Annotated in this window: 25 protein-coding genes; 14 read left to right on the top strand and 11 right to left on the bottom strand. The window is 60.8% G+C overall.

All coding sequences use genetic code 11. The features are described from left to right. Nucleotides 1-4: 4 nt before the first annotated feature. The 4 genes from RID42_00825 to RID42_00810 all read left to right on the top strand — a co-directional run bounded on the left by RID42_00825 (nt 5) and on the right by RID42_00810 (nt 5,987). Complete coding sequence (locus tag RID42_00825; GenBank protein ID MEQ8246201.1) at nt 5-2,986, top strand: ATP-binding protein; 2,982 nt, start codon at nt 5-7, stop codon at nt 2,984-2,986. Further along, nucleotides 2,952-4,811 carry a response regulator receiver domain gene (locus RID42_00820; protein MEQ8246200.1) on the top strand — a complete coding sequence of 620 codons (1,860 nt, stop codon included), beginning with the start codon at nt 2,952-2,954 and terminating at the stop codon, nt 4,809-4,811. Before RID42_00825 ends, RID42_00820 begins: the two co-directional genes overlap by 35 nt. Nucleotides 4,812-5,002: 191 nt before the next feature. Further along, a complete protein-coding gene (locus tag RID42_00815; protein ID MEQ8246199.1) occupies nt 5,003-5,194 on the top strand; it encodes a hypothetical protein in 192 nt (63 codons plus the stop codon). Nucleotides 5,195-5,777: 583 nt separating this feature from the next. After that, nucleotides 5,778-5,987, top strand: a complete 210-nt coding sequence (locus RID42_00810) for an HGGxSTG domain-containing protein (GenBank protein ID MEQ8246198.1) — start codon at nt 5,778-5,780, stop codon at nt 5,985-5,987. Between the two features lie 12 nt (nt 5,988-5,999). On the opposite strand, the gene RID42_00805 is transcribed toward RID42_00810, so the two are convergent. From RID42_00805 to RID42_00790, 4 genes are all read right to left on the bottom strand, one after another. After that, nucleotides 6,000-6,158, bottom strand: coding sequence for a hypothetical protein (locus tag RID42_00805; GenBank protein ID MEQ8246197.1), 159 nt, complete (start codon nt 6,156-6,158; stop codon nt 6,000-6,002). 31 nt (nt 6,159-6,189) lie between these two features. After that, entirely contained in the window at nt 6,190-6,396 is a 207-nt protein-coding gene (locus tag RID42_00800; protein MEQ8246196.1) for a hypothetical protein, read from the bottom strand. Nucleotides 6,397-7,315: 919 nt separating this feature from the next. Further along, a complete protein-coding gene (locus RID42_00795; protein MEQ8246195.1) occupies nt 7,316-7,519 on the bottom strand; it encodes a helix-turn-helix domain-containing protein in 204 nt (67 codons plus the stop codon). 862 nt (nt 7,520-8,381) lie between these two features. Then, entirely contained in the window at nt 8,382-9,554 is a 1,173-nt protein-coding gene (locus tag RID42_00790) for a site-specific integrase (protein MEQ8246194.1), read from the bottom strand. 423 nt (nt 9,555-9,977) lie between these two features. On the opposite strand from RID42_00790, the gene RID42_00785 reads away from it, so the two are divergent. From RID42_00785 to RID42_00760, 6 genes are all read left to right on the top strand, one after another. Next, complete coding sequence (locus tag RID42_00785) at nt 9,978-10,793, top strand: GntR family transcriptional regulator (GenBank protein MEQ8246193.1); 816 nt, start codon at nt 9,978-9,980, stop codon at nt 10,791-10,793. A 93-nt stretch (nt 10,794-10,886) separates the two neighbouring features. Next, nucleotides 10,887-12,422 (top strand): ABC transporter substrate-binding protein, encoded by a 1,536-nt coding sequence (locus tag RID42_00780; protein ID MEQ8246192.1) that lies wholly within the window; start codon nt 10,887-10,889, stop codon nt 12,420-12,422. Nucleotides 12,423-12,519: 97 nt separating this feature from the next. After that, nucleotides 12,520-13,614, top strand: coding sequence for a TauD/TfdA family dioxygenase (locus RID42_00775; GenBank protein MEQ8246191.1), 1,095 nt, complete (start codon nt 12,520-12,522; stop codon nt 13,612-13,614). Between the two features lie 212 nt (nt 13,615-13,826). Next, nucleotides 13,827-14,090, top strand: a complete 264-nt coding sequence (locus tag RID42_00770; GenBank protein ID MEQ8246190.1) for a hypothetical protein — start codon at nt 13,827-13,829, stop codon at nt 14,088-14,090. A 47-nt stretch (nt 14,091-14,137) separates the two neighbouring features. Then, complete coding sequence (pap, locus tag RID42_00765; GenBank protein MEQ8246189.1) at nt 14,138-15,634, top strand: polyphosphate:AMP phosphotransferase; 1,497 nt, start codon at nt 14,138-14,140, stop codon at nt 15,632-15,634. A gap of 64 nt (nt 15,635-15,698) precedes the next feature. Further along, on the top strand, nt 15,699-16,784 hold the full coding sequence (locus tag RID42_00760) for an LLM class flavin-dependent oxidoreductase (protein MEQ8246188.1): 1,086 nt from the start codon (nt 15,699-15,701) through the stop codon (nt 16,782-16,784). Nucleotides 16,785-16,884: 100 nt separating this feature from the next. Here RID42_00760 and RID42_00755 read toward each other — a convergent pair whose 3' ends face one another. Continuing rightward, the gene (locus tag RID42_00755) at nt 16,885-17,766 is read right to left on the bottom strand and encodes a hypothetical protein (GenBank protein MEQ8246187.1); all 882 of its coding nucleotides are present in this window, start codon (nt 17,764-17,766) and stop codon (nt 16,885-16,887) included. 83 nt (nt 17,767-17,849) lie between these two features. Here RID42_00755 and RID42_00750 point away from each other — a divergent pair, with 83 nt between their 5' ends. Next, entirely contained in the window at nt 17,850-19,040 is a 1,191-nt protein-coding gene (locus RID42_00750) for an MFS transporter (protein MEQ8246186.1), read from the top strand. A gap of 13 nt (nt 19,041-19,053) precedes the next feature. Here the strand turns inward: RID42_00750 and RID42_00745 are convergent, their stop codons facing one another. From RID42_00745 to RID42_00725, 5 genes are all read right to left on the bottom strand, one after another. Then, nucleotides 19,054-19,515 (bottom strand): RidA family protein, encoded by a 462-nt coding sequence (locus RID42_00745; protein MEQ8246185.1) that lies wholly within the window; start codon nt 19,513-19,515, stop codon nt 19,054-19,056. Between the two features lie 37 nt (nt 19,516-19,552). Then, on the bottom strand, nt 19,553-19,918 hold the full coding sequence (locus RID42_00740; GenBank protein MEQ8246184.1) for a VOC family protein: 366 nt from the start codon (nt 19,916-19,918) through the stop codon (nt 19,553-19,555). Nucleotides 19,919-19,922: 4 nt separating this feature from the next. Then, nucleotides 19,923-20,672: a methyltransferase domain-containing protein gene (locus RID42_00735; GenBank protein MEQ8246183.1), complete on the bottom strand. Its 750-nt coding sequence runs from the start codon at nt 20,670-20,672 to the stop codon at nt 19,923-19,925. A gap of 4 nt (nt 20,673-20,676) precedes the next feature. Further along, a complete protein-coding gene (locus RID42_00730) occupies nt 20,677-21,930 on the bottom strand; it encodes a Xaa-Pro peptidase family protein (protein MEQ8246182.1) in 1,254 nt (417 codons plus the stop codon). A gap of 130 nt (nt 21,931-22,060) precedes the next feature. Next, nucleotides 22,061-22,447 carry an SRPBCC family protein gene (locus RID42_00725; GenBank protein ID MEQ8246181.1) on the bottom strand — a complete coding sequence of 129 codons (387 nt, stop codon included), beginning with the start codon at nt 22,445-22,447 and terminating at the stop codon, nt 22,061-22,063. Nucleotides 22,448-22,515: 68 nt separating this feature from the next. Between RID42_00725 and RID42_00720 the strand changes: the two genes are divergently transcribed. The 3 genes from RID42_00720 to RID42_00710 all read left to right on the top strand — a co-directional run bounded on the left by RID42_00720 (nt 22,516) and on the right by RID42_00710 (nt 23,731). Beyond that, nucleotides 22,516-22,932 (top strand): metalloregulator ArsR/SmtB family transcription factor, encoded by a 417-nt coding sequence (locus tag RID42_00720; GenBank protein ID MEQ8246180.1) that lies wholly within the window; start codon nt 22,516-22,518, stop codon nt 22,930-22,932. Continuing rightward, nucleotides 22,929-23,390: an SRPBCC domain-containing protein gene (locus RID42_00715; GenBank protein ID MEQ8246179.1), complete on the top strand. Its 462-nt coding sequence runs from the start codon at nt 22,929-22,931 to the stop codon at nt 23,388-23,390. Before RID42_00720 ends, RID42_00715 begins: the two co-directional genes overlap by 4 nt. 125 nt (nt 23,391-23,515) lie before the next feature. Beyond that, nucleotides 23,516-23,731: a hypothetical protein gene (locus tag RID42_00710; protein MEQ8246178.1), complete on the top strand. Its 216-nt coding sequence runs from the start codon at nt 23,516-23,518 to the stop codon at nt 23,729-23,731. A gap of 58 nt (nt 23,732-23,789) precedes the next feature. On the opposite strand, the gene RID42_00705 is transcribed toward RID42_00710, so the two are convergent. After that, complete coding sequence (locus tag RID42_00705) at nt 23,790-24,821, bottom strand: adenylate/guanylate cyclase domain-containing protein (GenBank protein ID MEQ8246177.1); 1,032 nt, start codon at nt 24,819-24,821, stop codon at nt 23,790-23,792. Between the last annotated feature and the right edge of the window lie 40 nt (nt 24,822-24,861).

The following is a 24,861-nucleotide window of genomic DNA, read 5'->3' as shown; positions in this document are numbered from 1 at the left end:
AGCGATGACCGCCCTATCCTTTAGGTCTCGCGCAAGGACAGTTGATCATCTAGGCCGCGAGCAGATTGCGGATTGCCCGACGGCGGTATCGGAGCTTTGGAAAAACTCATTCGATGCCTATGCGAGGCGAGTGACGCTGCATTTGTTTGACAGTCATGTTCCGGTCGCTGCGGTCGTGGACGACGGGCATGGGATGAACTCAGCCGAGTTTCAGGAAAAGTGGCTGATTATCGGAACAGAGGACAAGCTTTCGAATTCGGAGGTTCGCAAAGCCGATAGGTTGGGCCTGCCGCTTCGGACGCGTCAAGGGCAGAAGGGGATAGGTCGGTTATCAGCTGCTGCGCTGGGGTCTCTTCTGCTGCTCGTGTCAAAGCGAAAAGATGAACCTTTCATAGCCTCGCTCGTTGATTGGCGCCTTTTCCGTAACCCCTATCTTCTGCTCGACGACATTCGAATTCCATTCGCAGAGTTCGACTGCCTTTCCGAGCTTCCTGCGCTCACCAGGAGGCTCTTCGATGAACTCATGGAGAATGTATGGGGCGGAGACACCCACGACGAACGTCACGACCGCATTGTCGATGCCTGGAATCGGTTTTCGCTCCAAGAGGAAGCGAAAGACTCGCTGACAACACAGCGGCGAATGGAAGAAACCATCATCGAAACGAGCTTCGACGAACGCCACTTCACGCAGTGGCCCGTTTGGACCGGAGACTCGGACTGCGGAACGGCACTCTTTGTTGCCGACCTTGAGTTTGACCTCCTCAGCCAGCTTGAAGAAACGGCAACCAGTAAGCACGCCGATGAGGCTTCTCGCGCCAAAGACATATTTGTGTCGACATTGTCGAGCTTTGTTGACCCATACGATGAAGAACTACTTTCAAAGCTGGAATTTGAGACATCAGTTATCGCGTGGCATGGCTCCAAGAGCAGAATGGTTGTGGCGCGGGAGAGGGAATTCGGTCTCTCGAGCATCGAACAACTCGAGCATTTCGTTCGAGGAACCGTCGATGAGAACGGCGTTTTTCGAGGACGCATCAAGGCCTTCGGTGAGTGGCAAGAGGGTGACGTTCAGATAACATTGGCTCCGAATCTGTCCAGCCGCGGGGCTGCCAGAGTCGGTAGGTTCGATCTCGTTCTCGCGACCTACGAGAGGGTTGCCGCCAACTCTAGTTTGGCAGCTGATCTGCATGCTCAAGCCCAGAAATGGGCGGAAAATCATTCTGGCTTAATGGTGTTCCGGGACGGTCTGCGGGTGATGCCGTATGGAAGGCCAGATACGGACTTCTTCCTTATCGAAGAACGGCGGAGCCGACACGCGGGCAGAGAGTTCTGGAACCACCGCCGAATGTTCGGCCGCATTGCGATAGGTACGGACGAGAACCCAAATCTCAGAGACAAGGCGGGGCGCGAAGGCTTAATCGAAGGGCACGCGACAAAGGTCTTCCGCGATCTCGTCATTAGCCTGCTGCAGACCACATCACGGCGCTATTTCGGTTCGGCATCAGATCTACGAGATGAGGAGCTCTCGGCAAAGAAGCTTGAGCGGGCTGAGAGTAAGGCGAGAAAGGATGCGGCTGCGTTAGAACGCCGGCGGCGGCGAGTGCTTAAGGATGACCTCAATGAAAAATCGGAAGATCTTGGTGAACTAGAACAAGACCTCGAGGGTCTTCAGTCTACTGCGAAGGTTGATGCAGTCGCTTCGTTCCCAAAATTGATGGACGTTCACGAGCGTCTGATGCGAGTGAAGAAGGACCTCGAGGTTCTTGCGCCACCTACGCGCCCAAGGGATCTTCGCTCATTGGAAGGGGAATACCGCAACTATGTCAGTCGTTGGAAGTCGGTATCCGAAGCGGTGAGCTCACTGGAGGCCAGCATCTCTAACGCCGCCAGCGGACTGTCGGAAGACAACAGAAGGCAAATCGTTGTCAGCGCAATTAATCACAATGCCTCCGCACTGAATCGACGTCTCAGCAGATGGTCCGAGAAGGCCATCAGTCTGCTCCAAGCCGAACTCGAGGGATTTGGCGAGCAAGTTGAGGAACGGAAGCGGCTATTCAGAAAAGCGGCCACCGAGCTTATTGGTGACGAACGCCACAAGCGCATGAGCGTTCTGGAGGTGCATCAGGAGCTAGACCGCATTTACAGAAGGTTTGACCAGGAGAACGAAGAATTCTTTGAGTCTTATATCTTTGCTATGGAGGCCATCAAAGAGCGCATCGACTTGGTGGGACTAACCGCATTCCAGGGCGATCAGGTCTCCGAACTTAGCGAAGAAATTGATCGCCTCAACGCGCTCGCGCAATTGGGCATTACGGTCGAGATAATCGGTCATGAGATCGAAGGGCTGGATCTCACAATCACCAGAAATCTCGACGGCCTTCCAAAGTCGGTAGCCGACCTCTCTCCAATTCAAACGGCATTGCACGCTCATCGACAGCTTACAGAGCGTCTGAGGTTTTTGACGCCCCTCAAGCTTTCGGGCAATCCCCAATTTGAGGTCATCACGGGAGAAGCGATCCTTTCATATATTGAGTCGTTCTTTCAGGACTCTCTTGCTAGAGCCGAAATTGTTCTTGAAGCCACCGAAGCATTCAAATCTTTCAGAGTTCGTGAGCTGCCATCTCGCATATATCCGGTATTCATCAATCTCATCAACAATGCTCGGTACTGGCTTACAAAAACCCCCGGTGACGTCGAGCGAAAGCTGGTTTGCCTCGACGTGAGGGATGGCCTCGTTCTGGTTGGAGACAATGGGCCGGGAGTGGACGAAGAGGACGAGAGATTTCTGTTTACGCTCTTCTTTTCAAGGAAGTCACACGGAGGTAGGGGCGTAGGGCTGTACCTCTGTAGGGCGAACTTGAGGGCCGGTGGGCACACAATCGAATACGTTACTGACGAGCGACGCATTCTGCCGGGGGCCAACTTCGGCATCTTGTTCCGTGGGGGGGAGTATGTCGGCTACAAGCCAGAGAATTCCGGGGACTGATGTCCCGTCTCTAAAGCCTCTAATAGAGACGACCTACATCAAACCTATTCGAACGGTAATTGCGGTTGATGACCAGTTTCCCACTCTGGACAAGTTGCTGGAGGCGCACAAGCCTGCAAGAGATCGTCGTTCTTCGGAGTTTCGTTGGAACAATGCAGGCGACGAGGTCAAAAGTCTTCTTGGTCTGCTCACGATCGCGCGTGAGAGGAAGTGGATATTTGATGTTCATGACGGCATCCACGACAAAGACGACAAGGGCGACATAGATCTCCGTCGTCTCCACCAAACCGATCTTCTTATTCTCGACTATTTCCTTGATGGAGAAGGAGGCGGTCCGGACAGATCTCTTGAAACGCTGGGGCTACTAGCGCTGAATCCACGTTTCAATCTCGTAGTCGTCTATACGAGCCATGATATCCACCAAGCTTTTCGCCGGATACTGCTGTCGTTCCTGCCGCCCTTGCCCAGAATTGATCCAGCGAAGACTGCGGCCGTTGAAGACATCTGGGACGACTGGGCGATCGCTCACAAGGAGGATATTCGTCGGTTTGAGAGTCAGGCCGATGAAAGTTGGTACCTTGCTGTGCGACGCGAGATCAATGACCCCGATTTTGACGGTAACCGGGCAAGCGCCGCTCGTCGTGCTCTAGAAGAACCAAACTTCCTGGGAGACCTGGGTCGGTTCTTCGGCGAAAGAAAAAAAGATCCTAGTGACGACCTAGCAGTCGAGCTGCCAAGCTGGAATGACCTGATCGCCTGGTTTATTCAGCGTTCCGAAGACAAGTTGGGTCTTGGACCCGGAGTTAGTGGCGCTCGATTTCTTCGTTGGGGTGACGGAAGGGGCCAAAATTGGATTCGACTAGAGAATCTTTTTGTCACCGTCGTCAAGAAGGGGCACTCAGGTGGCGAAGTGGTCAGTGCGCTCACCGATGCGCTTTGCGCTTGGGGGCCGACGCCTCACCGGGTCCTGGTTTCAGCTATGCGAGCATTGGCCGAAGAGGAAGGCGGGAGTTTGGAGGACAAAGCGCTTCGCAATCGCAGCGTTCAGGCCGGATGGTTGCTTCGGGCGCTTTCTCAGGAGGACGCGGGTGTCCGCAATGCAACGATTGGTCGGACCTTAGAGCGCCTGTGGATGAGTCTTTTCCCGTCCATCCAGGATTCCTCGCTCAAGACAATGCAGTCCGTTTATGACTATGAACTAAGCTTGGGATCAGCAGGCGAGCGAGTGAAGCATCACTATAGACAGATCATTGAAGCGCCTAACTCTCAGGAGAGCATCTATTCCCATCTCAATGTTTTTGAGTGTTCAGAGGCGGTGTCTGGTTACCATCTGACGACAGGCCATGTTCTACGAATTGAGGGCGACATCGTGGTTTGTCTCTCGCCTGCGTGTGATTTGGTTCCCGATCGGGACAAGAAGGGTTGGCGCAATGAGCTTGGTACCTCGCTCCCCTTCATTGGGGTGCGTCTGAAAAAAGAGGAGAAGATTGGACCTGCGGTAAAAGGGGCGACGTCCGGCCGCCACGTATTCTTGGATCTCGGAGAGGGACCTAGAGCCTTTGAGTTTGTTCCAGTTGGTAAGACTGGAGAGCCAAACCCAAGGTATGAGCACATATATGCTCGAGATCAAGGGAGGTTAGTGGTTGCCGATGGAGTCAGCAGCCTCAAGGTGCAGCGAATACGTGAAAGTGGAGGCAGAGGGCTGCATCTATTTGACTGTGAGGCGGTCATCATTGCGCAACTTCGATATGAGTATGCCCTTAACCTGATGGATCGGTTGGGGGCAAACCTTTCCAGAGTTGGGCTCGATTTTCTGTCTCCCTGAAAGACGCAAACGTCAAGTCAGCCTTGCGGAATCTCTATCTTCAGAGACCGACTTTCTTTGATCCAGTTTTCTAATTTGGAGATGTCATGGTGCATAAGATCGGTCTTTCGCCCGCGGGCCCAGCACTCCCAAACGACAGCGACTCTCCAGCCTTGCGCATTTAGATCAGAAATCGCTTTCTGGTCGCGGATGTGGTTCTTGTTCAGCTTCTCCTTCCAGAAAAGCTCTCTCGACTTCGGCCAAGAAAACCGTTTGCACAGGTGGCGATGCCAAAAGCAGCCATGCACGAAAATAACGACGTGCCATTTTGGAAGGCAAATATCGACCACAACGCCCGCTATCCGCTTGTGAAGCGTGAAGCGAAATCCTCGCTGATGAAGTAGACGTCTTAGGAACATCTCTGGTTCTGTGTTCCGCGTGCGGACGCGAGACATCATCGACCGCCGGCGTTCGTCAATGTGACTATCTTCCTTTGTCAAACCCGACTCCTTCCTACACCGCGGTCTCCATCCTCGGTGATGATCAAAGGTTAGCCGAGCGGCGAAAACCTGGGGAAGGCACAAAACCTGAATACGTCTTGGGCTCGGTCGTGGGGGCTCATTGGCCGTCTGACAAAAATGTCTAGGGGCGTCCTGACACCCATAAGGGGGGTACCCCCTGTCGTCGATGTTGGGGTACCGGCCGGGGGTCGGAGCCTTTTCGCCGTTGGGATCCTGTGCCAGGAACCAAATCTTTCGGCCCGCCAGTAAGACCTTGGTCTCGGGGATTTGGACAGACTGCCATAGCGCCTGATGCGAGGCAGGTAGTAGGTCAATACCTCTGCACAGCGGGAGGAGGAGGGTTTCCGGACACCTCTAGGCCTCGTTGCTTTCCTCCGGCTTACCGGACCGGATCCGGGTCCCTTAACTATCTGTTTTCATAGTAGAATTCGGCATCGAAGCGCGGATAACGTATCCAAAGACAGCCATGTCGAAGCTCAATTTCGGGAAATGCGGCGCTCGCCGCAAGTATGACGGGCAGCCCTGCCAAGCGCCAGCACGCGCCAACGGCCGCTGCAAGCTGCATGGTGGTCTGAGCACCGGTCCGGCTACCGAGGAAGGCCGTCGGCGCATTTCGGAAGCTCAGAAAGCTCGCTGGGCCAGATTCAGACTGAAAGCGGCAGAAGCGGCCATCTGAGGCTCTAGCCGGCTAATCCCGACTCGGCGACACTGCGCGTATCGCGCCGTCCACTGGAGTCTCGATGCCCGGTCCGGCTTCATCGCTGCCTCGGTCCTCGGGCAGGCCACGGGCGACAATAACCGCAACGGCAGTCGCCACAAGCATAAGAACGACTGGTGTCCAGCGCATGTCCTGATCATACTTCCTAGGGGTCGCGAGGTCAGCTTGATTGGCGGTCCCGGACCAGGCGGTTCAGCACGCGCGTCATGTCCCGATGCTCGGGGCCGCCTCGATCTACGGTCCAGCGCTCGGCGTGCCGGTGCCAGGTGAGTCCTTCGGCACGCAGGGCTCGGCGGAAGCTTTTCGGTTCGACATTGGCCTGCCTGGCCATGTCGATCGCCGAAATCTCGTTTCCGGACTTTGTCACTGCGTGCCTCCCAGATCTTTCTCGAGAACCGGCGCCAATTGGAATGCTCTGTTTCGCCGATTTCCAGTCCCAATGTTCAATTCTGGGTTACTACGCGGCCACCTTGGGGTGGAGCCTCCCATCGTTTTGCCTCCCGTCTCGCGGCACAACTATGGCGTCATTTTCTGTTTGAACCACCCGAGTAAGACCTCTAGACGCGAAAGAGGAACTGCCTATTTGGACCGATACAGGCCAGCCTAGGGTGAATGTAGGGCGTCGTGGTTTTGGCAGTAAAGTGTGCTTGAGTAACTGAACTGACCGCCGAATGTGGATGGAAAGCCTGTCAACTTGAGGTTTACTGCCTGCGTCCCGGGCGGCGAGCAGAAATGGGTTCGCTCGTTGGCCCGATGAGGCGTTCCATTAGTAGATTTCTACATTTGTCCAGAATCTTTAGGGCCTCGTCGCGCTCGAGGTGGCTTGCCGCGAACTCAGCAGCATACAGGACGGACGCCTTGGCGACTTCTGGGATAGGCGCGCCCTCGGAGATAGCGGCCCACAAAGCCCTCTTCTGATGTCGTTCCATGTCTTCCAAAGCTGCGCTGGCTCTTTTCCTGCGTTTCGCCTTGATGTCTTCCATTTTATTTCATCCGCTCGTTGGTGGGGCCAGAGGCCTGGGCATAGGACCCCCTAGCCCTGAACCAGCCAGGAGGTCCCGGCCCGTCGCGAGTTCAGGTCCGCTCGTCGGAGCCGGCCTGTCGGTCAGGGCTCCCCGGGGTCTCACTGGATCCAGCCCGGGAATTGGTGGCTATCGTGTCTGTGGCCGGATCAGGCCCCAGGCGACCCCGCTTCCACCTTTCGGACTGCGGTTGCCGTTTGGTCGCGCCCCCCAGTGCGGCGTTTCATCGACTGCGCTGGTGTCATTTCAACCGTCCACAGAGGACTAGGCAGCATGCTGGCTGCCGGGAGATTTCACTGATCGTTCCGCATATTTGAAGAGCGTGGATTGCGAGTAGCGAACCGCACGCCCAAACTTGGCATAGGAGGGACCCTCTCCCCGCCAGCGCCAGGCCTTCAGGGTCGAAGGTTCAAGACCCAGAAATTGAGCTGCCTCTCGTTCCGTGAGGTAGCGGTCCACTATCGCCATCGTTCTCTCTCAATGCATGAGCGACGACCACAGTGTTTACTGAAGGACTTCTATCTTCCACTCAGAATCTCCACGAAAAATACTCCGTTTGCCGATTTTTCGTGGAAGCTCTAAGGCGCCCGTTCGGCAGACAATCTTCCTTTCAGAAGCTATTCGCCCGATTCCCACCAAGCAGAACCTGAGGACAGCGGAGGCGCGCCCTGTGGCCTCGCGGGGTGCGGTCTTCTCCCGATGATACGGAAAACCCTCCACAACCTAGGTTCAGGCAAGGCAACCTTATCCTCGTCGGGATGGGGTCTCCTGGCGGCGGACCGCAGACCACGTATAATGCCCCGCGGTCCGAGGTCCGGCGCTATTGCAAGGGCAGCGTCGCTGACAAAGCGTGTGAGGGGCGTATCGTTCGGTGTATCGCGCAGCGGCGGGTTGTCGGGCCGATCGTTTGTCCCGACTTCGTTATCGAAGAGCTCGGCGAGTCGCAAAATCAGGTCGTCCCGTCGCAGCTCGTGTGGGCGACCTCGCTTTTGTCTCTTTGCTGGTTTTGCAGCTATCGAACGTAACTTGGAGAAGATCGTAGCAACACGCTCTGTCGACAAAACGCTATCAGTCTGGGCGGCAGTAGAAGCGGCGACCTCCTCAAATTGCCTCTTCTCCGCACTCTTAAGTTCCGCAAACAGGTCATAGATCTCGTCCAATTGGCGCCGAACGGGACGAAGCCGTCGTGCCAAAGCATCGCGGTGATACTCTTGAGCGAAAACGAGGATTTTCCGCACTGCGTCATCAACGTCAGTGTCGGGAAATTTATGCTTTCGACAGATCTCTCCCAGTTCGGTTGCTAGCTCGTCTAGACCGACGGGATCACCGGTCAATTTTCTCTCCCGCTATCTAGAAGTTGCCGGAGTTGGGTACCCAGAAGTTCGTTTGCCTGCCTTACGGGGTCGTGAGCCAAGTGTGAGTAACGTTGTGTCGTGACTGGCTGCGTGTGATTGAGAAGCTTGCCGATCATCGGCAGAGACATTCCTCCTGCAGCAGCGAAACTGGCGAATGTGTGTCTCAAATCATGCAGTCTCACATCTTCGAGGTTCGCCCTTTTCCTGATGCGATGCCACGGTTTCCGGAGGTTGACGAGCGGCGCACCAGGCACCTCTCCTTCAACTACCCAGTCGCACATCGATCGCTCCTTTAGGTCCCGCAGCAGCCGTACCGCGGCTAGGTTGAAATAGAGCGGCCGCGGTCCGGTCTTGGAGTCGGGGAGCAGAGCTAGGGACTGATCGAATCGGATGTAATCCCAGCGAAGTCCCAGGATTTCTCCAAGCCTTGCGCCAGTAAGTAGGAGCAGACGGATTGCTGCGACCGCGGAAGGCATTTCGGTCTGGCGCTGTTCGGCCAATGAGAGCTCATTGCCAAGACGAGCCATTTCTTCAGGGCTCAAGAAGCGGTTCAGTTTGCGTTCCGGATACCGCTCTATGTGTCGGCATGGGTTCGATCCATCAGGCCTAAGACCCCACTTCTCTGCGAGATTGAACATTTTGGACAGCAACGCCACGGCCCTGTTGGCCGCGCCAGGAGTGTTTCGCAGGCGGTAGTGAAGCTCTGCTATATCGGTTCTCGAAACGTCGACCACCTTCATCGAACCGAATGCGGGAACAATGTGGTTCCTGATATGTCCGCGATCCGTCCGAACGCTCGAGGGCTTCTTCTTTGGAATTGCGTGGGCCTCTATGTATCGCTTTGCGAGTTCCGAAACTGTCGGGTCCTGCAACGCCAGCTTTTTTTGGTCGGCGGGATCCTTTCCATCGTAGACCTCGACAAGATGTTTTCTAGCACTTGCTCGTGCCTGCTCGAGGCGAAGGGTCGCACAGGAGCCTAGCGTGAACCGCCGCGACCTTCCGCGATTCCGGTACTGAATGATGTAGGCCTTCTTGCCGGTGGATTTGGTCCGTACGCCAAATCCAGGGATGGCCACATCGAAATAGACGCGGTCGCCATTTCTTCCATCAAGGCTGTCAACGAATCGTTGACTGAGTTTGACGCGCATGGGTAAGCCCGGGGTAAGCACTCAGCATCAACTCACGACTACGGCCATACACCGTTGTCGTCAAGAAATATCATTGAAAATCAACGTATTATATACGTCTATCTACCACCATCGACGACCATAGATATGGCTCTGAATCCTCTGAAAATCCGCGTGTCGCTGGTTCGATCCCGGCCCTGGGCACCATTATTTCGCGCTAGTCGTGAAGCCCTTCCGGTTTTGAGAGCGTAGCCGAACGTCGACCGACGGTGGCGGGCGGCGTTGCCGCGAGTCTACCGGACGCCGGAGCAATCGAACGAGCGACGACGGAAGTGGCAGCTTCGGCAGCACCGATTTTCGGCGAGCAACCGCTATGTATCGCTGCGGTCAAATTGCCATGTGGTGCTCCACCTCATATGCTTCTTATATTAAGAAGGAGCCTATATGAGCGACACAGTCGATCTGCTTGCGTCAACCCTCGACGCCGTCCGCCGAGATGCCGATACCCCGCTATACCGGCAGGTTGTCGACCAGTTGAAACGTTCCATCGAGCGGGGTGTCGTTTTGCCCGGTGCCGAGCTTCCGAGTGAGCGGGAGCTGAGCCTTTTACTGTCGGTTTCGAGCATTACGACGAAGCGGGCGCTGGATGAATTGGCCCAAGTCGGCTTGATCACCAAGGCGCGCGGGCGTCGGCCGCGGGTTCGCGGAAAACGGCAGAGGGCCGTGCCGGGTGTTGCCCTGGACGGCACCATGGATGCGCTGATCGAGAGCATCCTAGTGCAGTCTTGGAATAACGAGATAGATTTTGTCGACTTCCTATATGAGGTTGGTCCGCCCGATGTTCTGGAGATCTTGGGCGAACCCGGCGGGGCGACCCTTCAGAGGGCGACCCATATCGCGTGTCGCGGGGGCGAAGCGATCGGCCTGGTGACCATGTATGTGCCCGAAGACATCGGCCGACATTTCACGCTGGACCAACTCAAAACGACGCCGCGTATCCTTCTCTTGACCGGTCCTGGGCAGGTTGTACCGGACCGGGCCGAGCAGGTGCTGTCGGCCGTGGGGGCGTCGCCGAGCGTTGCAGCGGCACTGGGTGTCGAACCAGGTAGCCCGACGCTTCGCGTCGTTCGTACGATTTTCGATGTGTCCGGCCGAGGGGTAGAACACATGATCGCCTGCTTCCCCGAAAATCGCTTTGAGTTCCGCAGCACGCTGCGCCGATCGGTCTCAGTTCGAGAGGATCGGCGGGCCGGCGAGTAGCTGCATGCCGACGTGTGGTTAGGAGACGCTTTTCGTGTCGTTGTTCATCGAGCGTCGGACCGTCGGTCCGATCAAACAAGGGAGGAATAGAACGTGAAGAATATTGTCGGTCCAGTCGTGCGTTGCTGTGCACGCATCGTAGTGGGCGTTGCCGTGTCAACGGCGCTTGTCGGGGTGGCCCATGCCGAGGGCACGTTGCGCGTTGGCGCGGTCGCCCTGCCGCCACCCGATGGTAATCCTTACGCCGCGGGTGTGTTTCCAAGTTGGCACACCTGGACGGCCATGTACGACGCCCTCACTGTCGTCGACGAAGAGGACGGCAGTTCTCAGCCCGCGTTGGCGACGGAATGGCAGTCGCTGGATCAAAACACGTGGCGCTTCAAGCTGCGCGCGGGCGTCACCTTCGACAACGGCGAGCCGCTGAACGCGCAAACGGTTGTCGCCGCCATCGACTTTCTCAAGAACGACGAAGCGGGCAAGACGATGACGTTTGCCCGGCAAATCCCGACTGTCACCGAAGCGCGCGCGGTCGATGCGATGACGGTCGATATCGTTAGCGCGCGGCCGGACGCCATTCTGCCCTCGCGAATTTCCGGCATGCTGCTCGTGGCGCCGAAGGCTTGGAAGGAAATGGGGGTTCAAGCCTATGCGCGCCAGCCGATCGGTACCGGTTCCTTCAAGGTTGCCCGTTGGACGCCCGAACTGGTGGTCTTCGAGGCACGATCCGATTCGTGGCGTCCGCCCAAGGTCTCGCGCCTGGAAGTTCAACCGCTGCCGGAACGTGCAACCCGCGTGCAGGCGCTGCTCTCCGATCAGATCGATATCGCCGTTGCGGTCTCGATCGACAACTTCGCGGCGATCGAAGGCGGCGGGCACACGATTGACGTCGTTCCGTCCACCAACGCGATGGCAATCCCGCTCTTTAACGCAGGCGCCTCGGCGTTCGAGCCCTTTAAGGACAAAAGAGTGCGGCAAGCCCTGAACTACGCCGTCGACAAAGAGGCGATGGCCGAGGGGCTTTTGGAGGGACGGACCCAGGCGGCAAGCCAAGGCGCGACGCCCAATACCTTTGGGTACGATCCAAACCTGAAACCGTATCCGTTCGATCCGGCCAAGGCTCGCTCGCTCCTGACCGAGGCCGGGTATCCCAACGGCTTTAAGTTCGTTGCCGAAGTTGTCGTCAACGAGGCGGCGGCCGATCAAGAGGTCTACCTCAAGGCGGCACAGGATCTCGCCGGGGTCGGCATCGAAATGGAAGTTCGCCAAATCACTAAGGCCGATTGGATCCAGAAGTTCATCACCGGGACTTGGGGCGGCCAGGCAGCGGGCATTCCCTACAATTCGGCGCCGTTCAACGACATAACCCGGTTCATGGGTTTCGAGTTTTGCAAATCGAAGCCCTACTTCTGTGTCGAAGAGATCGTGCCCAAGATCGCAGCGGCCGATGCCATCTTCGATTCCAACGAACGCCGCGCGTATCTCCGGGATCTCGCCGGCGAAATCCGCGATCTTGCGCCGAGCATCTACCTCGTCGAGCAAATCGAGATTACCGGGGTCAATAAGCGACTCCGGGACTTCAAGAACCTCGGCAAATCGTACAACTACGATCAGATTTCCATCGCTCAGTGATCGAAGGGGCCGCATCGCGCGTCCGGCGTTGGCCGGACCGCCTGCGGCCCCGTTCGAGATCAATTTGGGCACAACAAGAATAAAAGGTTAGTGGCGAATGGCTGACACGCTTATCGACTCGGTTACCGACACGCTTGTCGACTCAATGGAGATTCCCAAAGGGCGCATCGAGGGGCCCTCCGCGTGGTACGGGCGCGACCTCAAGAAATCGGATCGGTGGATTTTCAAACTCTCCGCCGCCGACATCGCTGAAATCGATGCCGCCATCGATGCCAGCGCGCGTCTGGAAATAAAGGATATTTCACAACGGACCTTCCCGCTCCCGACCTTGGCGCCGAAGTTCGCGGGTCTTCTCGACGAGTTGCTCGACGGGCGGGGGTTCTTTCTGCTGCGGGGATTGCCACGGGAGCGCTACGACATCGACCGCGCGGCGCGCGCGTATTGGGGTATCGGGAGTTACTTCGGCACGGCGCGTTCCCAGAATGCCCGCGGCGACCTTCTGGGGCACGTCATTGATCTTTCCCGTTCCGTCGACGATCCCACCGCGCGGATCTATCAGACCTCGGCGCGCCAGAATTACCATGCCGATTCGACGGATATTGTTTCCCTGCTGTGCCTGCAAAAGGCGAAGGAGGGTGGCGCCAGCAGCATTCTGAGTTCGGTGACGATCTACAACGAAATGCTCAAACGGCGGCCGGATTTGGCCGGCGAACTCTTTTTTCCATTCTTTATCGATCGCCGCGGCGAGGTGCCGGACGGCAAGCCGCCTTGGTACAGGATGCCGGTATTCACGTGGCATCGGGGCCTGCTGACAACCCATTTTACGCGACCGTATTTGGATTCCGCCCAGCGCTTCGAAGACGTGCCGCGTCTTACCGAGAAACAAATCGAGGCCCTCGATTTGTTTCAGGAACTTTGTGAAGACCCCGATATCCATCTGAATATGGATTTTGAACCTGGTGACATGCAGTTCATCCAGAACTATCAAGTGCTGCACGACCGGACCGCGTTCACCGATTGGCCGGACGAACCGGAGCGCAAGCGTCACCTCCTTCGGCTGTGGCTCTGCGCGCCGCGCGGCCGCGAACTCCATCCCATCTACCTGGACCGTCAGGAGAGTATCGAGGTGGGGGATCGCGGCGGTGTGGTGGTCCCGGGCACCCGGATGAACGTGAATTTGGTGCCCGGCTAACGGCCTAAGGCGCGTGGGCGGCGCCGGTTTTCCACCTAGGCCGCCCCGCGCCGCCGGCGCGCGGGATCGACGGCCCCGTTTTGGAATGATCGGTTGCGCGGCTCGCCGAAAAGGGATTTCTTTCGACGCGGGGTCTGCCGCGTTGACGCAGCGCAACACGCTTTGGGCTGGGGCGTGCGATCTTGGGGGTTCGGTAACCCAGAGGAGCCTGCATGAACCATAAACATCGCAAGACGCTGCATGCGCTGTTCGCGCACCCCATTAGCGCCAATATCAACTACCAGGCGGTCGTCCATGTGCTTGAGGAATTGGGCGCGGAAATCGACAACAAGAAGGGCAACCGGATCGGCGTAGCGTTGAATGGGCATTCGGTGGCGTTCAGCCATGTCAATCACGACCTGCCCAAGGAAGAAGTAATCCAGATCAAGAAGTTCCTCACCGACTGCGGCATCGATCCGGCCGAATATCCGGTGTAGAGGCGCGGCCCAGCGGCGGGCGCCGCAAACCCTGTTAGAGTTGCCCCATGACAGGCGAAACGCTCTTCGCGGCGGCCGAGAATGCTGGCGCGGTGACCAAGGCTGTTTACAAGCGCCGGGCCGCCGAACTGCGCGAGGCCTTGCTTGAGGCGCAACACGATTTGCTGCGCGAAAAGCGATTTGCCGCGTTGATCCTAATTGCCGGGGTCGACGGTGCGGGCAAGGGCGAAACGGTCAATTTGCTCAACGAGTGGATGGACCCCCGGCATATCGCCGTGTCGGGGTTTCCGCCGCCCGGCGAGGAGGAACGCGCGCACCCGCCGATGTGGCGGTTCTGGCGCGCGCTGCCCGCCAAGGGCACGATCGGCGTGTTCTTCGGTGCCTGGCACACCGATCCGATTCTGGGCCGCGTCGCCGGGACTGTGGGCGCCGATGCCTTCGCCAAGAAGACCGACGAGATCCAACGCTTCGAGTCGATGCTGGCCGACGAAGGTCTGTTGCTGCTCAAGTTCTGGTTTCATCTGTCCAAGGCGCAGCAAAAGGCGCGGATGGCGGCGTTGAAGAAAGACCCGAAGACGCGCTGGCGGGTGAGTGCCGAGGACGCCGCGCATTTTCGCGCCTACGACGATTTCGTCGCGGTGGCCGAACCGTTCCTGCGCCAGACCTCGGGCGTGGCACCGTGGCGGGTCGTGCCGGGCGCGGATGCAAACCTGCGGGCGCTGTGCGGCGGCGATCAGATTCTGGAGGCGCTGCGCGCCCGGCTCGACCGGCCACCGACTCGGTCGAAGGTGCCCCGGAAAGCGACCGTGTGGCCCGACACCGCCGATGTCCTGGGCAGTCTCGATCTCGATCAATCCTTGGCCAAGAAAACCTACGCGCACGACCTGGAGAAATGGCAGGGGCGCCTCAACGTGCTGTCGCGCGATCCGCGCTTCAAACGCTCGGCGGCGGTATGCGTCTTCGAGGGCAACGATGCCGCGGGCAAGGGCGGCGCGATCCGCCGGGTCACGGGCGCACTCGATGCGCGTTACTACCGCACCGTTTCGATCGCCTCGCCCAGCGAGGACGAACGGGCGCAACCCTATTTGTGGCGGTTCTGGCGGCACGTACCGCGCCACGGCTTCGTGACGATCTTCGATCGCTCGTGGTACGGCCGCGTTCTGGTCGAACGGGTCGAGGGCTTCGCCGCGCCGCCCGATTGGCAGCGTGCTTACGGCGAGATCAACGACTTCGAAGCGGCGCTGGCGGACCACGGTTTGGTGGTGGCCAAGTTCTGGCTGGCCATCGACCGGGACGAACAGCTCAAACGCTTCCGCGCCCGCGAAGCCACCCCGCACAAACGCTTCAAGATCACCGAGGAAGATTGGCGCAACCGCGAAAAATGGGACGCCTACGAAACGGCGGTGAACGACATGGTGGCGCGGACCTCGACCGCGGCGGCACCCTGGACGCTGGTCGAAGCCAACGACAAACGTTTCGCCAGGGTCAAGGTGCTCAAGACCCTGGTCAAGGCGATCGAGGCGCGGTTGGACGTGCAGGCGTGAGGTTGCCGCGCCGTGCGGTGGCGGTTAAGACGGATGATCGATCCCCCATGCGCGGAGCCAGACCATGAAACTTGCCCACTTCTCGCACGTCTGGGGGAAGCCCGGGATGGGCCCGCATGCGCGCTACGAACAACTGTGGCGCGAGATCGAGTTGTGCGACGCGCTGGGTTACGACTATGCGTTTTGCGTCGAGCATCACTTTCGGCCCGACGAAAGCTGGATGTCGGCGCCGAGCCTGTTCACGGCGGGTGCCGGCGTGCGGACCAAGAATATCCGGCTCGGGCCGATGGGCTATATCGTGCCGCTGTACGGCTCGCTCCGGCTGGCCGAAGAGATCGCGACGCTCGACCAAATGCTGGGCGGGCGGCTCGAGGTCGGGTTGGTGCCGGGGATCAACCCGATCTATTTCGAGCCGTTCGGGCTTGCGTACGACGCGCGCAAGGCGCCGACCCTGGAATATGTCGATTACCTGCGGGCGGCGTTCGGCGATCAGCCGTTCTCGTTCGACGGCGTGCATCACCAGACGACCAAGGCGCGCCTTGCGGTGATGCCGGCGCAACGGCCGCACCCGCCGCTGTGGATGCAAAGCCGCGATCCCGAGACGCTGAACTTCTGTGCCGCCAACGGGCTCAACACCGGTTATTTCTTGGTCTATCCGCGCGAAGACGCGGCGCCGCGCTACCGCGACTTCATTGCCGAGTGGGCCAAGTACGACTGGGGGCGCAAGCCGCAAATCGCCTATTCGACCGTGGTCTATGTCGACGAAAGCGACGACAAGGCGATGGAGGTGGCCTTCGAGCGCTCGGGCCGCGCCTACGAGGGGTTCTTGTCGTTTTCCGAGACAGCGGCGACGCTCGAGGAACGTAAGGCCGCGTTCGTGGCCCAAGCGGTCGAGCGCGCCGAGGGCCGCGGCGCCGAGATCCGCGCCAACCTGTTCAATCCCGCCTATCTCCATGACAACGACCTGGTGTTCATCGGTTCGCCGCAAACGGTGACGGAAAAGCTGATGCGCGCGGCGCGCGAGGGCGTGTTCAACTGCTTCATGGGCGAGTTCAATTTCGCCGATCTGCCGGAGGACGACCTGATGCGCTCGATCCGCCTGTTCGGCGAACAGGTGATGCCGGCGTTGAAGGATTTCGAGCCTTTCTAGCCCTTCGTCCTTCGGGACGGGCCTTTGGCCCTCCTCAGGATGAGCGTGGCGCGCGGCTCAGGATGACGAGGCCCTTCGACTCGCGGGCGTTGCCCGTGGCTCAGGATGACGGGGGTTGGGTTTTGTACCAGTCGAGGAACGCGTCGACGAAGCGTTGCGGGGCGCGCGGGTCGTGGTCGAGGTAGAGCGAGGGTTCGACCAGTTCGAATTCGATCAGGACCGGATTGGTGCGCCAGCGGACGAGATCGACGCGGGCGTAGAGCGGCGGCGCGTCGAGCGCGTTCATCGCGGTGTCGGCGGCGGCGCGTAGGGCGGGGTCCGGCGTGAGGGCGCTGAGGATGCCGCCGTGTTCTTCTTGGACGCGGAAGTCGCCCGGTTTGGGGATTTTACGGATGGCGTGGCTGTAGCGGCCGCCGAAATAGAACAAGGAAAACTCGCCCTCGGTGAGGATGTCGGGGGCGAAGGGTTGGATCATGTGGGGCCGGTCCGCGAAGAGGCGCATCAGCGTTGGCAGCGCAGCTTCCAGCGCGGCAGGGGTGAGGCGGAAGGTGTCGCGCGCGCCGGCCGCGACGGTGGGTTTGATCACGATCTCGCCGGTGTTGAAGGCGGCGTAGGTGTCCGCGACGTTCGCCGCATCGAAGGTGTCGGCCCAGTGCGTCGGCACCGTCGCGACGCCGCGGGCGGCAAGGTCGCGCAGGTAGCGCTTGTCGAGGTTCCAGCCCATTAGCGCGCGGTCGTTGGCAAGGCGGGCGCGCGAAGCCGCGATGACGTCGAGCGTGGCGGCGAACCCGGCGAGATCGTCCTGGTAATCCCACGGCGTGCGCACGACGACGGCGTCGAACCGGTTCCAATCGGCGCTTGGATCGCGCCAGGACACGGTCTCGACCTGCCAGCCGGCGGCCGCCATCGGCGCGACCAGGAGCGGGTCCGAGGTCTCGTACCCCGCAAGACTGTCCATCGAGAGAAACGCGCACCGCAGCATGGCCGCGGTTCTAGCGCGCCCGGCGAGCCCCGGCTAGGGTGCGCGCGTGGCGTCGGTCGCTGCGCCGCAAACGGAAGGACCGCATGTACGCACAAGCCGTCATCGTCCTGATCGGGTTTTCCGGCTTCGTCGGCCTGTCGATCGTGATCCCGGTGCTGCCGCATTACGCAGCGGCCTATGGCGCCAGCGCGTTCGGAGCAACATTGGCGTTTGCGATTGCCGCCGGTGTGGCGATGTTTTCGAGCATCCTGTGGGGACGCCTGAGCGACCTTGTCGGACGCAAACCGATTATCGTCGTGTCGTTGCTGGGGCAAAGCGCGGCGTTTCTGTGGCTGGCGTTCGCGGGCTCGTTGACCGAGGTGTACGCGGCGCGGGCCCTTGAGGGGTTTTTCGTCGGCAGCGTACCGGCGTTGTTCGCCGCGATGGCCGACGTAACGAGCGAAGAACAGCGCGCCGGGGCGATGGGACGATTGGGGGTCGGGACCACCGCCGGGTTCATCGTGGGGCCGGTCCTGGGCGGTATCCTGACCACCGCCTTTACCGACGCACCAAGTTTCTTCCCGCCGTTCTTTTTTACGTCTTCTGTATTCGTTGTGCTGGCGGTTGCGGTGATTTTTGTTTTGCCTGAAAGCCGTAGCCGCCAGGCCCGCGACGCGGCCAAGGCGCATGACCGGCAAAGTTTCGGTCAGCGCGCGCGGGCGTACCTTCATCCGCGTCTGTCGGTGCCGATGTTGGGCGCAACCATGGTGTCGTTCGCTTCCAACAGCACGAGCGCGATCTTCGCGCTGTGGGCGCTGGCGAGATTCGGTTGGGGCGTGGCCGAAACCTCCTACGCGATTACGGCCATGGCGGCGCTCGTCATGGCTTGGAAGCTTGCCTCGGGTTGGTTGGCGCGCACGTTCGGTACCGTCGGCTTGCTGACTCTGACCCAGGGCGCCGTGGTTGTGGCGTTTGGCGGGTTGGTCTTCGTGGATGGCGTTGTGCCGCTCTATCTGCTGCTTGTCGTTGCGGCGTTCGGCAATGGGCTGGGCCGGACGGCGGCGCAGACGATGACCTCGATCAACGCCGGCGCCGACCGGCGCGGCGAAGCGTTGGGCGTGCAGGGTACGTTGTCTTCGGCGGCGACGGCGGGCGGGCCGTTGTTGGCGGGGTGGCTGTTCGTGACGCTGTCGCCGAACGCGCCGTTTGCGGTGATTGCCGGTGTCGGCGCGGTCGTGTTCGCGGTGACAGGGGCGTACCTCCTGGTGCAGTCGCGGCGCGGGATTGCCGGATGAAAATTTGCCGCCGTCAGGCGACTTCGAACAGGGCTTCGACTTCGATGGGAATGTCGGCGTAGAGCTCGGCGACGCCGATGGCGGAGCGGACGTGGCGGCCTTGGTCGCCGAAGATGTCGACCATCAGGTCGGAAAAACCGTGCAATACGTCGGATGGGGTGTTGAACCCAGGTGCGCAATAGATGAACCCGACGACGCGGACCACGCGCGTCACCGGGTCGAGCGTGCCGAGGTGGTTGCGCAGCGTGGACAGGCAACACAGGCCGGTCAGACGCGCCGCGTCATAGCCCTGGGCGATGGTGAGTTCACGCCCGAGTTTGCCGGCGACCAGCGGGACGTTGCCTTCGCCTAAGGGGCCATGGCCGCTCATATAGATGTGGTTGCCCGAGCGCAGCGCGCGCACGCGGTTGGCTTCGTCGCGGAACGGCGGCGGCAGGTCGAGACCGAGTTCCTTGAGGCGTTGTTCGGCGGTCATGGCGGTGCTCCGTTTTGGTGGGCGTGGTGCACGGACGCTAAACGTCGGCAGCGAAGACCAAGTAGTAGCCGTTGAGGTCCTTGATGCCCAGTTCGCGCAGGCCGTAGGGCTGAGTCTCCGGGCCCCATTCGAACGGGACGTGGCCCTTGAGGCGCGCCGCCAGGGCATCGACATCGTCGACGAAGACATAGATGAGGCCGCTCAAGGCCGGCTTGGGGTGGCCGTCGAGCGGGGTAGTGAAGAACCACAGGCGGGCGGCGCCGCGCGCCACTTCGGCCCAGAAGATTTGGCCGTCTTCTTCAAAGGCGGCCGACTGGGTGAAGCCGAGGGTGTCGGTGTAGTAGCGCAGTGTCGCGGCGAGGTCGGGGACGTAGAGGCTCGGTGTGACGGGCGCGCGGGTCATGGGGCTAGCGGGGCTTCTGGAAGACGAAAATGTCGACGGGCATTGTGACTTGTCCTTCGCTCGATTTAGCGTGGTGGCGCAGGGCGGCCACGCCCGCTTCGAAGGCATCGTCCGGCATCGCCGCTAAGAGGCTATCGGCCCGGAGCGCAATCTTCTCGGCATATTCGGGCCAATCCACAGCGAGGCGATGGGCGATCGCGTCGTGGTGCACGAGGGTAAAGCCGACGTCAAGGAAGGTCATTTCGATGTCGCGCCTATGCGGTAGGCGTGCCGATGCGATTTCGTCGAAGGTTGGAAAGAACGGTCGGTAAGGAAAGTCGGTGAGCCGGTCGACCGTGGAATTTCGGATGACGATGTGGCCCCCGGGGCGGAGAACGCGTGCGCATTCGCGTGCGCCACTCGCATGATCCACGATATGGTGGAAGACCATGGAGAGCGTGACGAGATCGAAAGCGGCATCGGCCGCGGGGATCGATTCCGCCGCGCCGCGTTCGAACCGAACCCGGGGCGACGCTTTTTCCTCCGCAATGGAGAGCATTTTGTGCGAGGGATCGACTCCTACGACTTCGGCATTGAAGAACGTGGACAGCAGCTTGCTGAAACGACCGGTGCCGCAGCCAAGGTCGAGGATGTTGCGCACAGTTGTGTGGTCGACATATCCGGCAACGGTTTGCAGCCATATCTTGGCCATATCGGCGTCGAGCGCACGACCGCGGTCATACGTGGTTGCGATTTCCGTTTTGTCGTAATCCAACCCGCTACCCTCGCACGATCAATTTGGTGTCGAGGCTGGTGAGGGGTTCGTAGCCGTCTTTGGTGATGCGCAGGGTGTCTTCGATGTGGACCGCGCCCCAGCCGTATTCGACGTGGGGCATGTCGATGTTGATGACCATGTTTTCTTCAAGCGCGAAGTCGTCGTTCTCGCCGAAGGTGTCGGGGCCCATCGGCATCGGGTTGTCGGTGTGTTCGAGGCCGAGGCTGTGGGGCGAAACGTTGAAGTAGGCGGGGAAGCCCGCCGCGTGGACCGCGTGGGTCACGGTCTCGGCGATGCGGCTTTTGCGCACGCCGGGTTTGAGAATGTCGAGCGCGGCGCGAAAGCCCGCCTCGAGGGCGGCAACGCGGGTTTCAAGCTCGGCTGAGGGCGTGCCATAGACGGCCGAGCGACCGAAGTCGGCGAGGTAGAGTTGGTATTCGCCCAGGGCATCGAAATATAGCGGCTCGTCGCGCACGACTTTTCCGTGCGGCAGGCCGCCGAGGTATGTGTTGAGGTAGCGCATGCGCGCGCCGCGCTTGGCCATCTCGGTGGCATAGACGGTGGTGAGGTCGGGCCAGGTCGCACCTTCAGACATTGCGTCGATCGCGGCCAGGCAGGCGGCCTCGTTGGCCTGGGCGCCGGTGCGCATGATGTCGATTTCTGCCTCGGTTTTGACGATGCGGATTTCGCGCAGGACGTTGACGGCGTCGACCGGTTCGAGCGCCTCCAGGCCCATCGCGGCCATCCAGCCGGTGAGGCGAAGGTCGTCGGTGCCGATGCGGCCCTTGCTCAATCCCGCTTCCTTGAGGGCGCGGCGCAACGCCCAGGCGGGCGAGGCCGCGACCTTGGTGCCGTATTCGTCGCGCCTGGCCGACCACGTGGCGGCCAGCGGCGACAGAGCTGCGCCGGCGCGCGTCGGCCACCCGACATAGGGCGCGGCGGGCGGCTCGTCGGGGGCGGTTTGCACGCCGTTCTCGCCGGCCTGACGGCCCGAATAGTCCGAGAAGGCGACGATGTTCTCGACCCAGGTCGGTGAGGCGAGGTCGAGCCGCTGCAACGAGATCGCCGGGATGACGAGCGTGGGCGGCGCGGCGGGATCGCGCGGCAGGACGGCGAAGGCGGCGAACGGCCAGCCGCCCTCGCTCAAGCTCTCCCAATAGTCGGTGAGGTAATAGACGTTGTGTTTCTCACGCACCACGAGGCCCTTGAGGCCGTGGCGGTCCATGACGGCATTGGCGCGGTCGCGGTTGAGCAGCATGGCGGTCCCCTTGCAATGGGGGGTGAGCCTAGCACCGGGGAATGGCGGGCGTCATCGCTGCACGCTGCGGCACCGATCGGGAGCGGGAGGGGCCGCGCGGCGGCACCCCGCGCCCTCGATGGAGGTGGCGTCAGCCGAACTTTTTGGTCATCGGCTCCCAGTACATCTTGTGCCAGCCGCCTTCGAGCATGTCGTGGCCCTCGTCGGGATAGCCGGTGTGGTCGAAGACGAGTTTGGTTTTCTTGCCGTCGGCCTTGAGTTCGAAGCGGGCAAGGGAATAGAGACCGTCTTCCCAATTGCCGGCGCGCCAGGCCTGGACCACGCGTTTGCCGGGGACCAGCTCGACATTGCGGGCGGCGATCTGGCCGCCGAACAGCGAGGCCTCGCCACCGGCTTTGTTGGCGATTTTGGCCGGTGCGCCGGTGATGTCGCCGAAGGTGTCGCCGTCGGTGAGAGCGGCGTAAACCTTGTCGGGGCTCGCGTTGAACGTCACTTCCTGGTGGATGGTTTTGGCCATGGGGTGTTTCCTTTTCCGGTGTGATCGGTATAATAGTTGCACAAATGGCTTAATATTATTTTGGGCAGATGGCAAGAACGCAAAATGCACAGCGCCGCGAGGCGCCCCCCGGCGGCGACGCGGAAGAACGGCTCGACCGGATTTTCCAAGCGCTGGCCAACCGCACGCGCCGGGCGATGCTGCGCCGGCTGGCCCAGGGGCCGGCGATGGTGACCGAACTGGCGGCGCCGTTCGCGATGTCGCTGCCCTCGGCCTCGAAGAACCTGAAGGTCCTGGAAGCGGCCGGGTTGGTCGAACGCGCGGTCAGCGGGCGGGTACATCGCTGCGCGCTGGATCCGGACGCCCTGCGCGACGCCGACGCATGGCTGGATTTCTACCGTGGCTTTTGGGGCGGCACGCTGGAGTCGCTCGCGCGCTATGTCGAAGACGACGACCCGGCGCCGCCGCCCGGGCCGGCGAGCAAGAAAGGAAGGCCGGGCCGATGAGCATCGAGCCGCAGAGCCAGAAGCAACCGGCGGGCGGGCTGACCCTGTTGGTGCGCCGGACCATCAAGGCGACGCCGGCACGGTTGTTCGAGGCGTGGACCGATCCCGTACAGTTCGTGCAGTGGTGGGGTCCGCCGGGGGTAACGTGCCCCGGCGTCGAGATGGACCTGCGGGTCGGCGGCGCCTATCGCATCGGTAACCGGTTGCCCGACGGCAGCGAAATCTGGATCGCCGGCACCTTCGAACGGATCGCCCCGCCGGACGAGCTCGTCTTCAGTTGGCGTTTGGCCCACACCGACACGCCGCCCGAGCGTGTAACCGTACGCTTCGATGCCCGCGGCTCGTCCACCGAGGTCGTCGTCTTCCACGAACGGATGGCCGACGAAGCAACCCGCGCCGACCACGAGGCCGGTTGGATCGGCTGCCTCGACGGGTTGGTGGCGTTTTTGGCCACGTGATTCGCACTTCCCTCGCCGTGTAGACCTATTAGGGGCGGCCGCGCGGGTGTAGATTGTCCGGTGTCGTCGGCGGACGGAACGCGATGACGCGATTTCAGCGCGCGACGACTATCGGGAGAGAAGAGATGAAACGTAGCGCGGTTTTGGGGCTTGGTGTTTTGGCCGTTGTTGTCGCGGCGTGTTCGACGGGTACCGTTACAACGTGGCGCGGGGTGGACTACAAAAAGCTGCCCACGGGGCTGTGCGCCGAGGATGGCTCGCCGGTCGCGTGGCAAAAGGCTAGCGCCGACGGTACGTTTCCTGCGCCGAAGAACATCAACGCGGAGAACTGCCCGCAATAGCGGCGAATCACGGCGCGGTGTGTGCCGCGCCGTGTCATCCTTAAGTCGTCGGGCACCCTTAGTCCGGCGCGGCGCGCTCCAGCGCAAACAACGCGAGCGGCGCGGCGAGGCCTCGCAGGTCGGTTCGTCCGAGGGGTGTCGCTTGGACGCCATCAGGCAAAGTCAGGGCATCCAGAAGGTCGGCGGAGGCGATGCACGGGCGCGCGAACGTTCGGCATGCCTGTTCGATCCTTGCGGTGGCGTTCATCGCGTCGCCGAGAAAAACAATTTCGTGCTTGGCCGTGCCGATTTCGCCGCTCACAACCGGACCACGGTGGAGGCCGGCCCAGAACGCCGGGACGACACCGAAGTCTGCCAGATAGGTGGCGCGGGCGGCGTCTAGCGCATCGACCATGGCAAAGTAACTTCGGACGCACGCGGCGTTCTTCAATCCGTTAGCCTGGGGCCACGTAACGATAACTTGGTCGCCGACGTAACGGTGAATTTCGCCGCCCGAGCGCACGATCGGCGGCGTGATATCGGCAATGAAGCGGCGTAGCAGCGCGTGATAGCGCAGGTTGCCGAGGCGTTCGGCGATCGCGGTCGAGCCGCGCAGATCGACGAACAGAAACACCCGGTCTTCTTCACGCGGCCGGTGATAGCGGCCCAATACGAGGTGCAGCAAGACGCCTCGGCCCATCAGCAGGTTGATCTGCGTCACGAAATTGATCGCGGCGGCGACCGCGAAACTGATCGCCATCGAAACAACGAACGACGGGGCGAACAGGTCGGCCAGCGGCACTGGACCGAGGACCAAAAGCGGTAGCGACAAGCCAACGGCGATGATCGCCAACCAGCAAAACGTGCGCGCGCCGAGGACCACGAGGAAAGGCGCCTCGCGCAGGCGGCGGGCGATCAGGCCGACGCCCCAGCTCACCTGGAAGGAAGCCATGCCGGTGCCGATCAGAAGGCCGATCGCACCGCCGGTCAGCGTTTCCTTCGCGCTGCCGTCGCCGACGAAATAGCCCGGGATCAGGCCGATCAGCGCGGCGACCGGCGCTATGATCGCGGCATAGAAGAGAACGGCGCGCCACTGTTCGGAGCGGGTCATCGTCTCTTCTAACGCGTTGGCCGGGGCGGGGCCAGCGGCG

The sequence above is a fragment of the Alphaproteobacteria bacterium genome, from assembly GCA_040216735.1.
Classification (GTDB): domain Bacteria; phylum Pseudomonadota; class Alphaproteobacteria; order SHVP01; family SHVP01; genus CALJDF01.
Note: the sequence above shows the minus strand (reverse complement) of the source record. Positions and strands in the feature narration are given on the sequence as shown.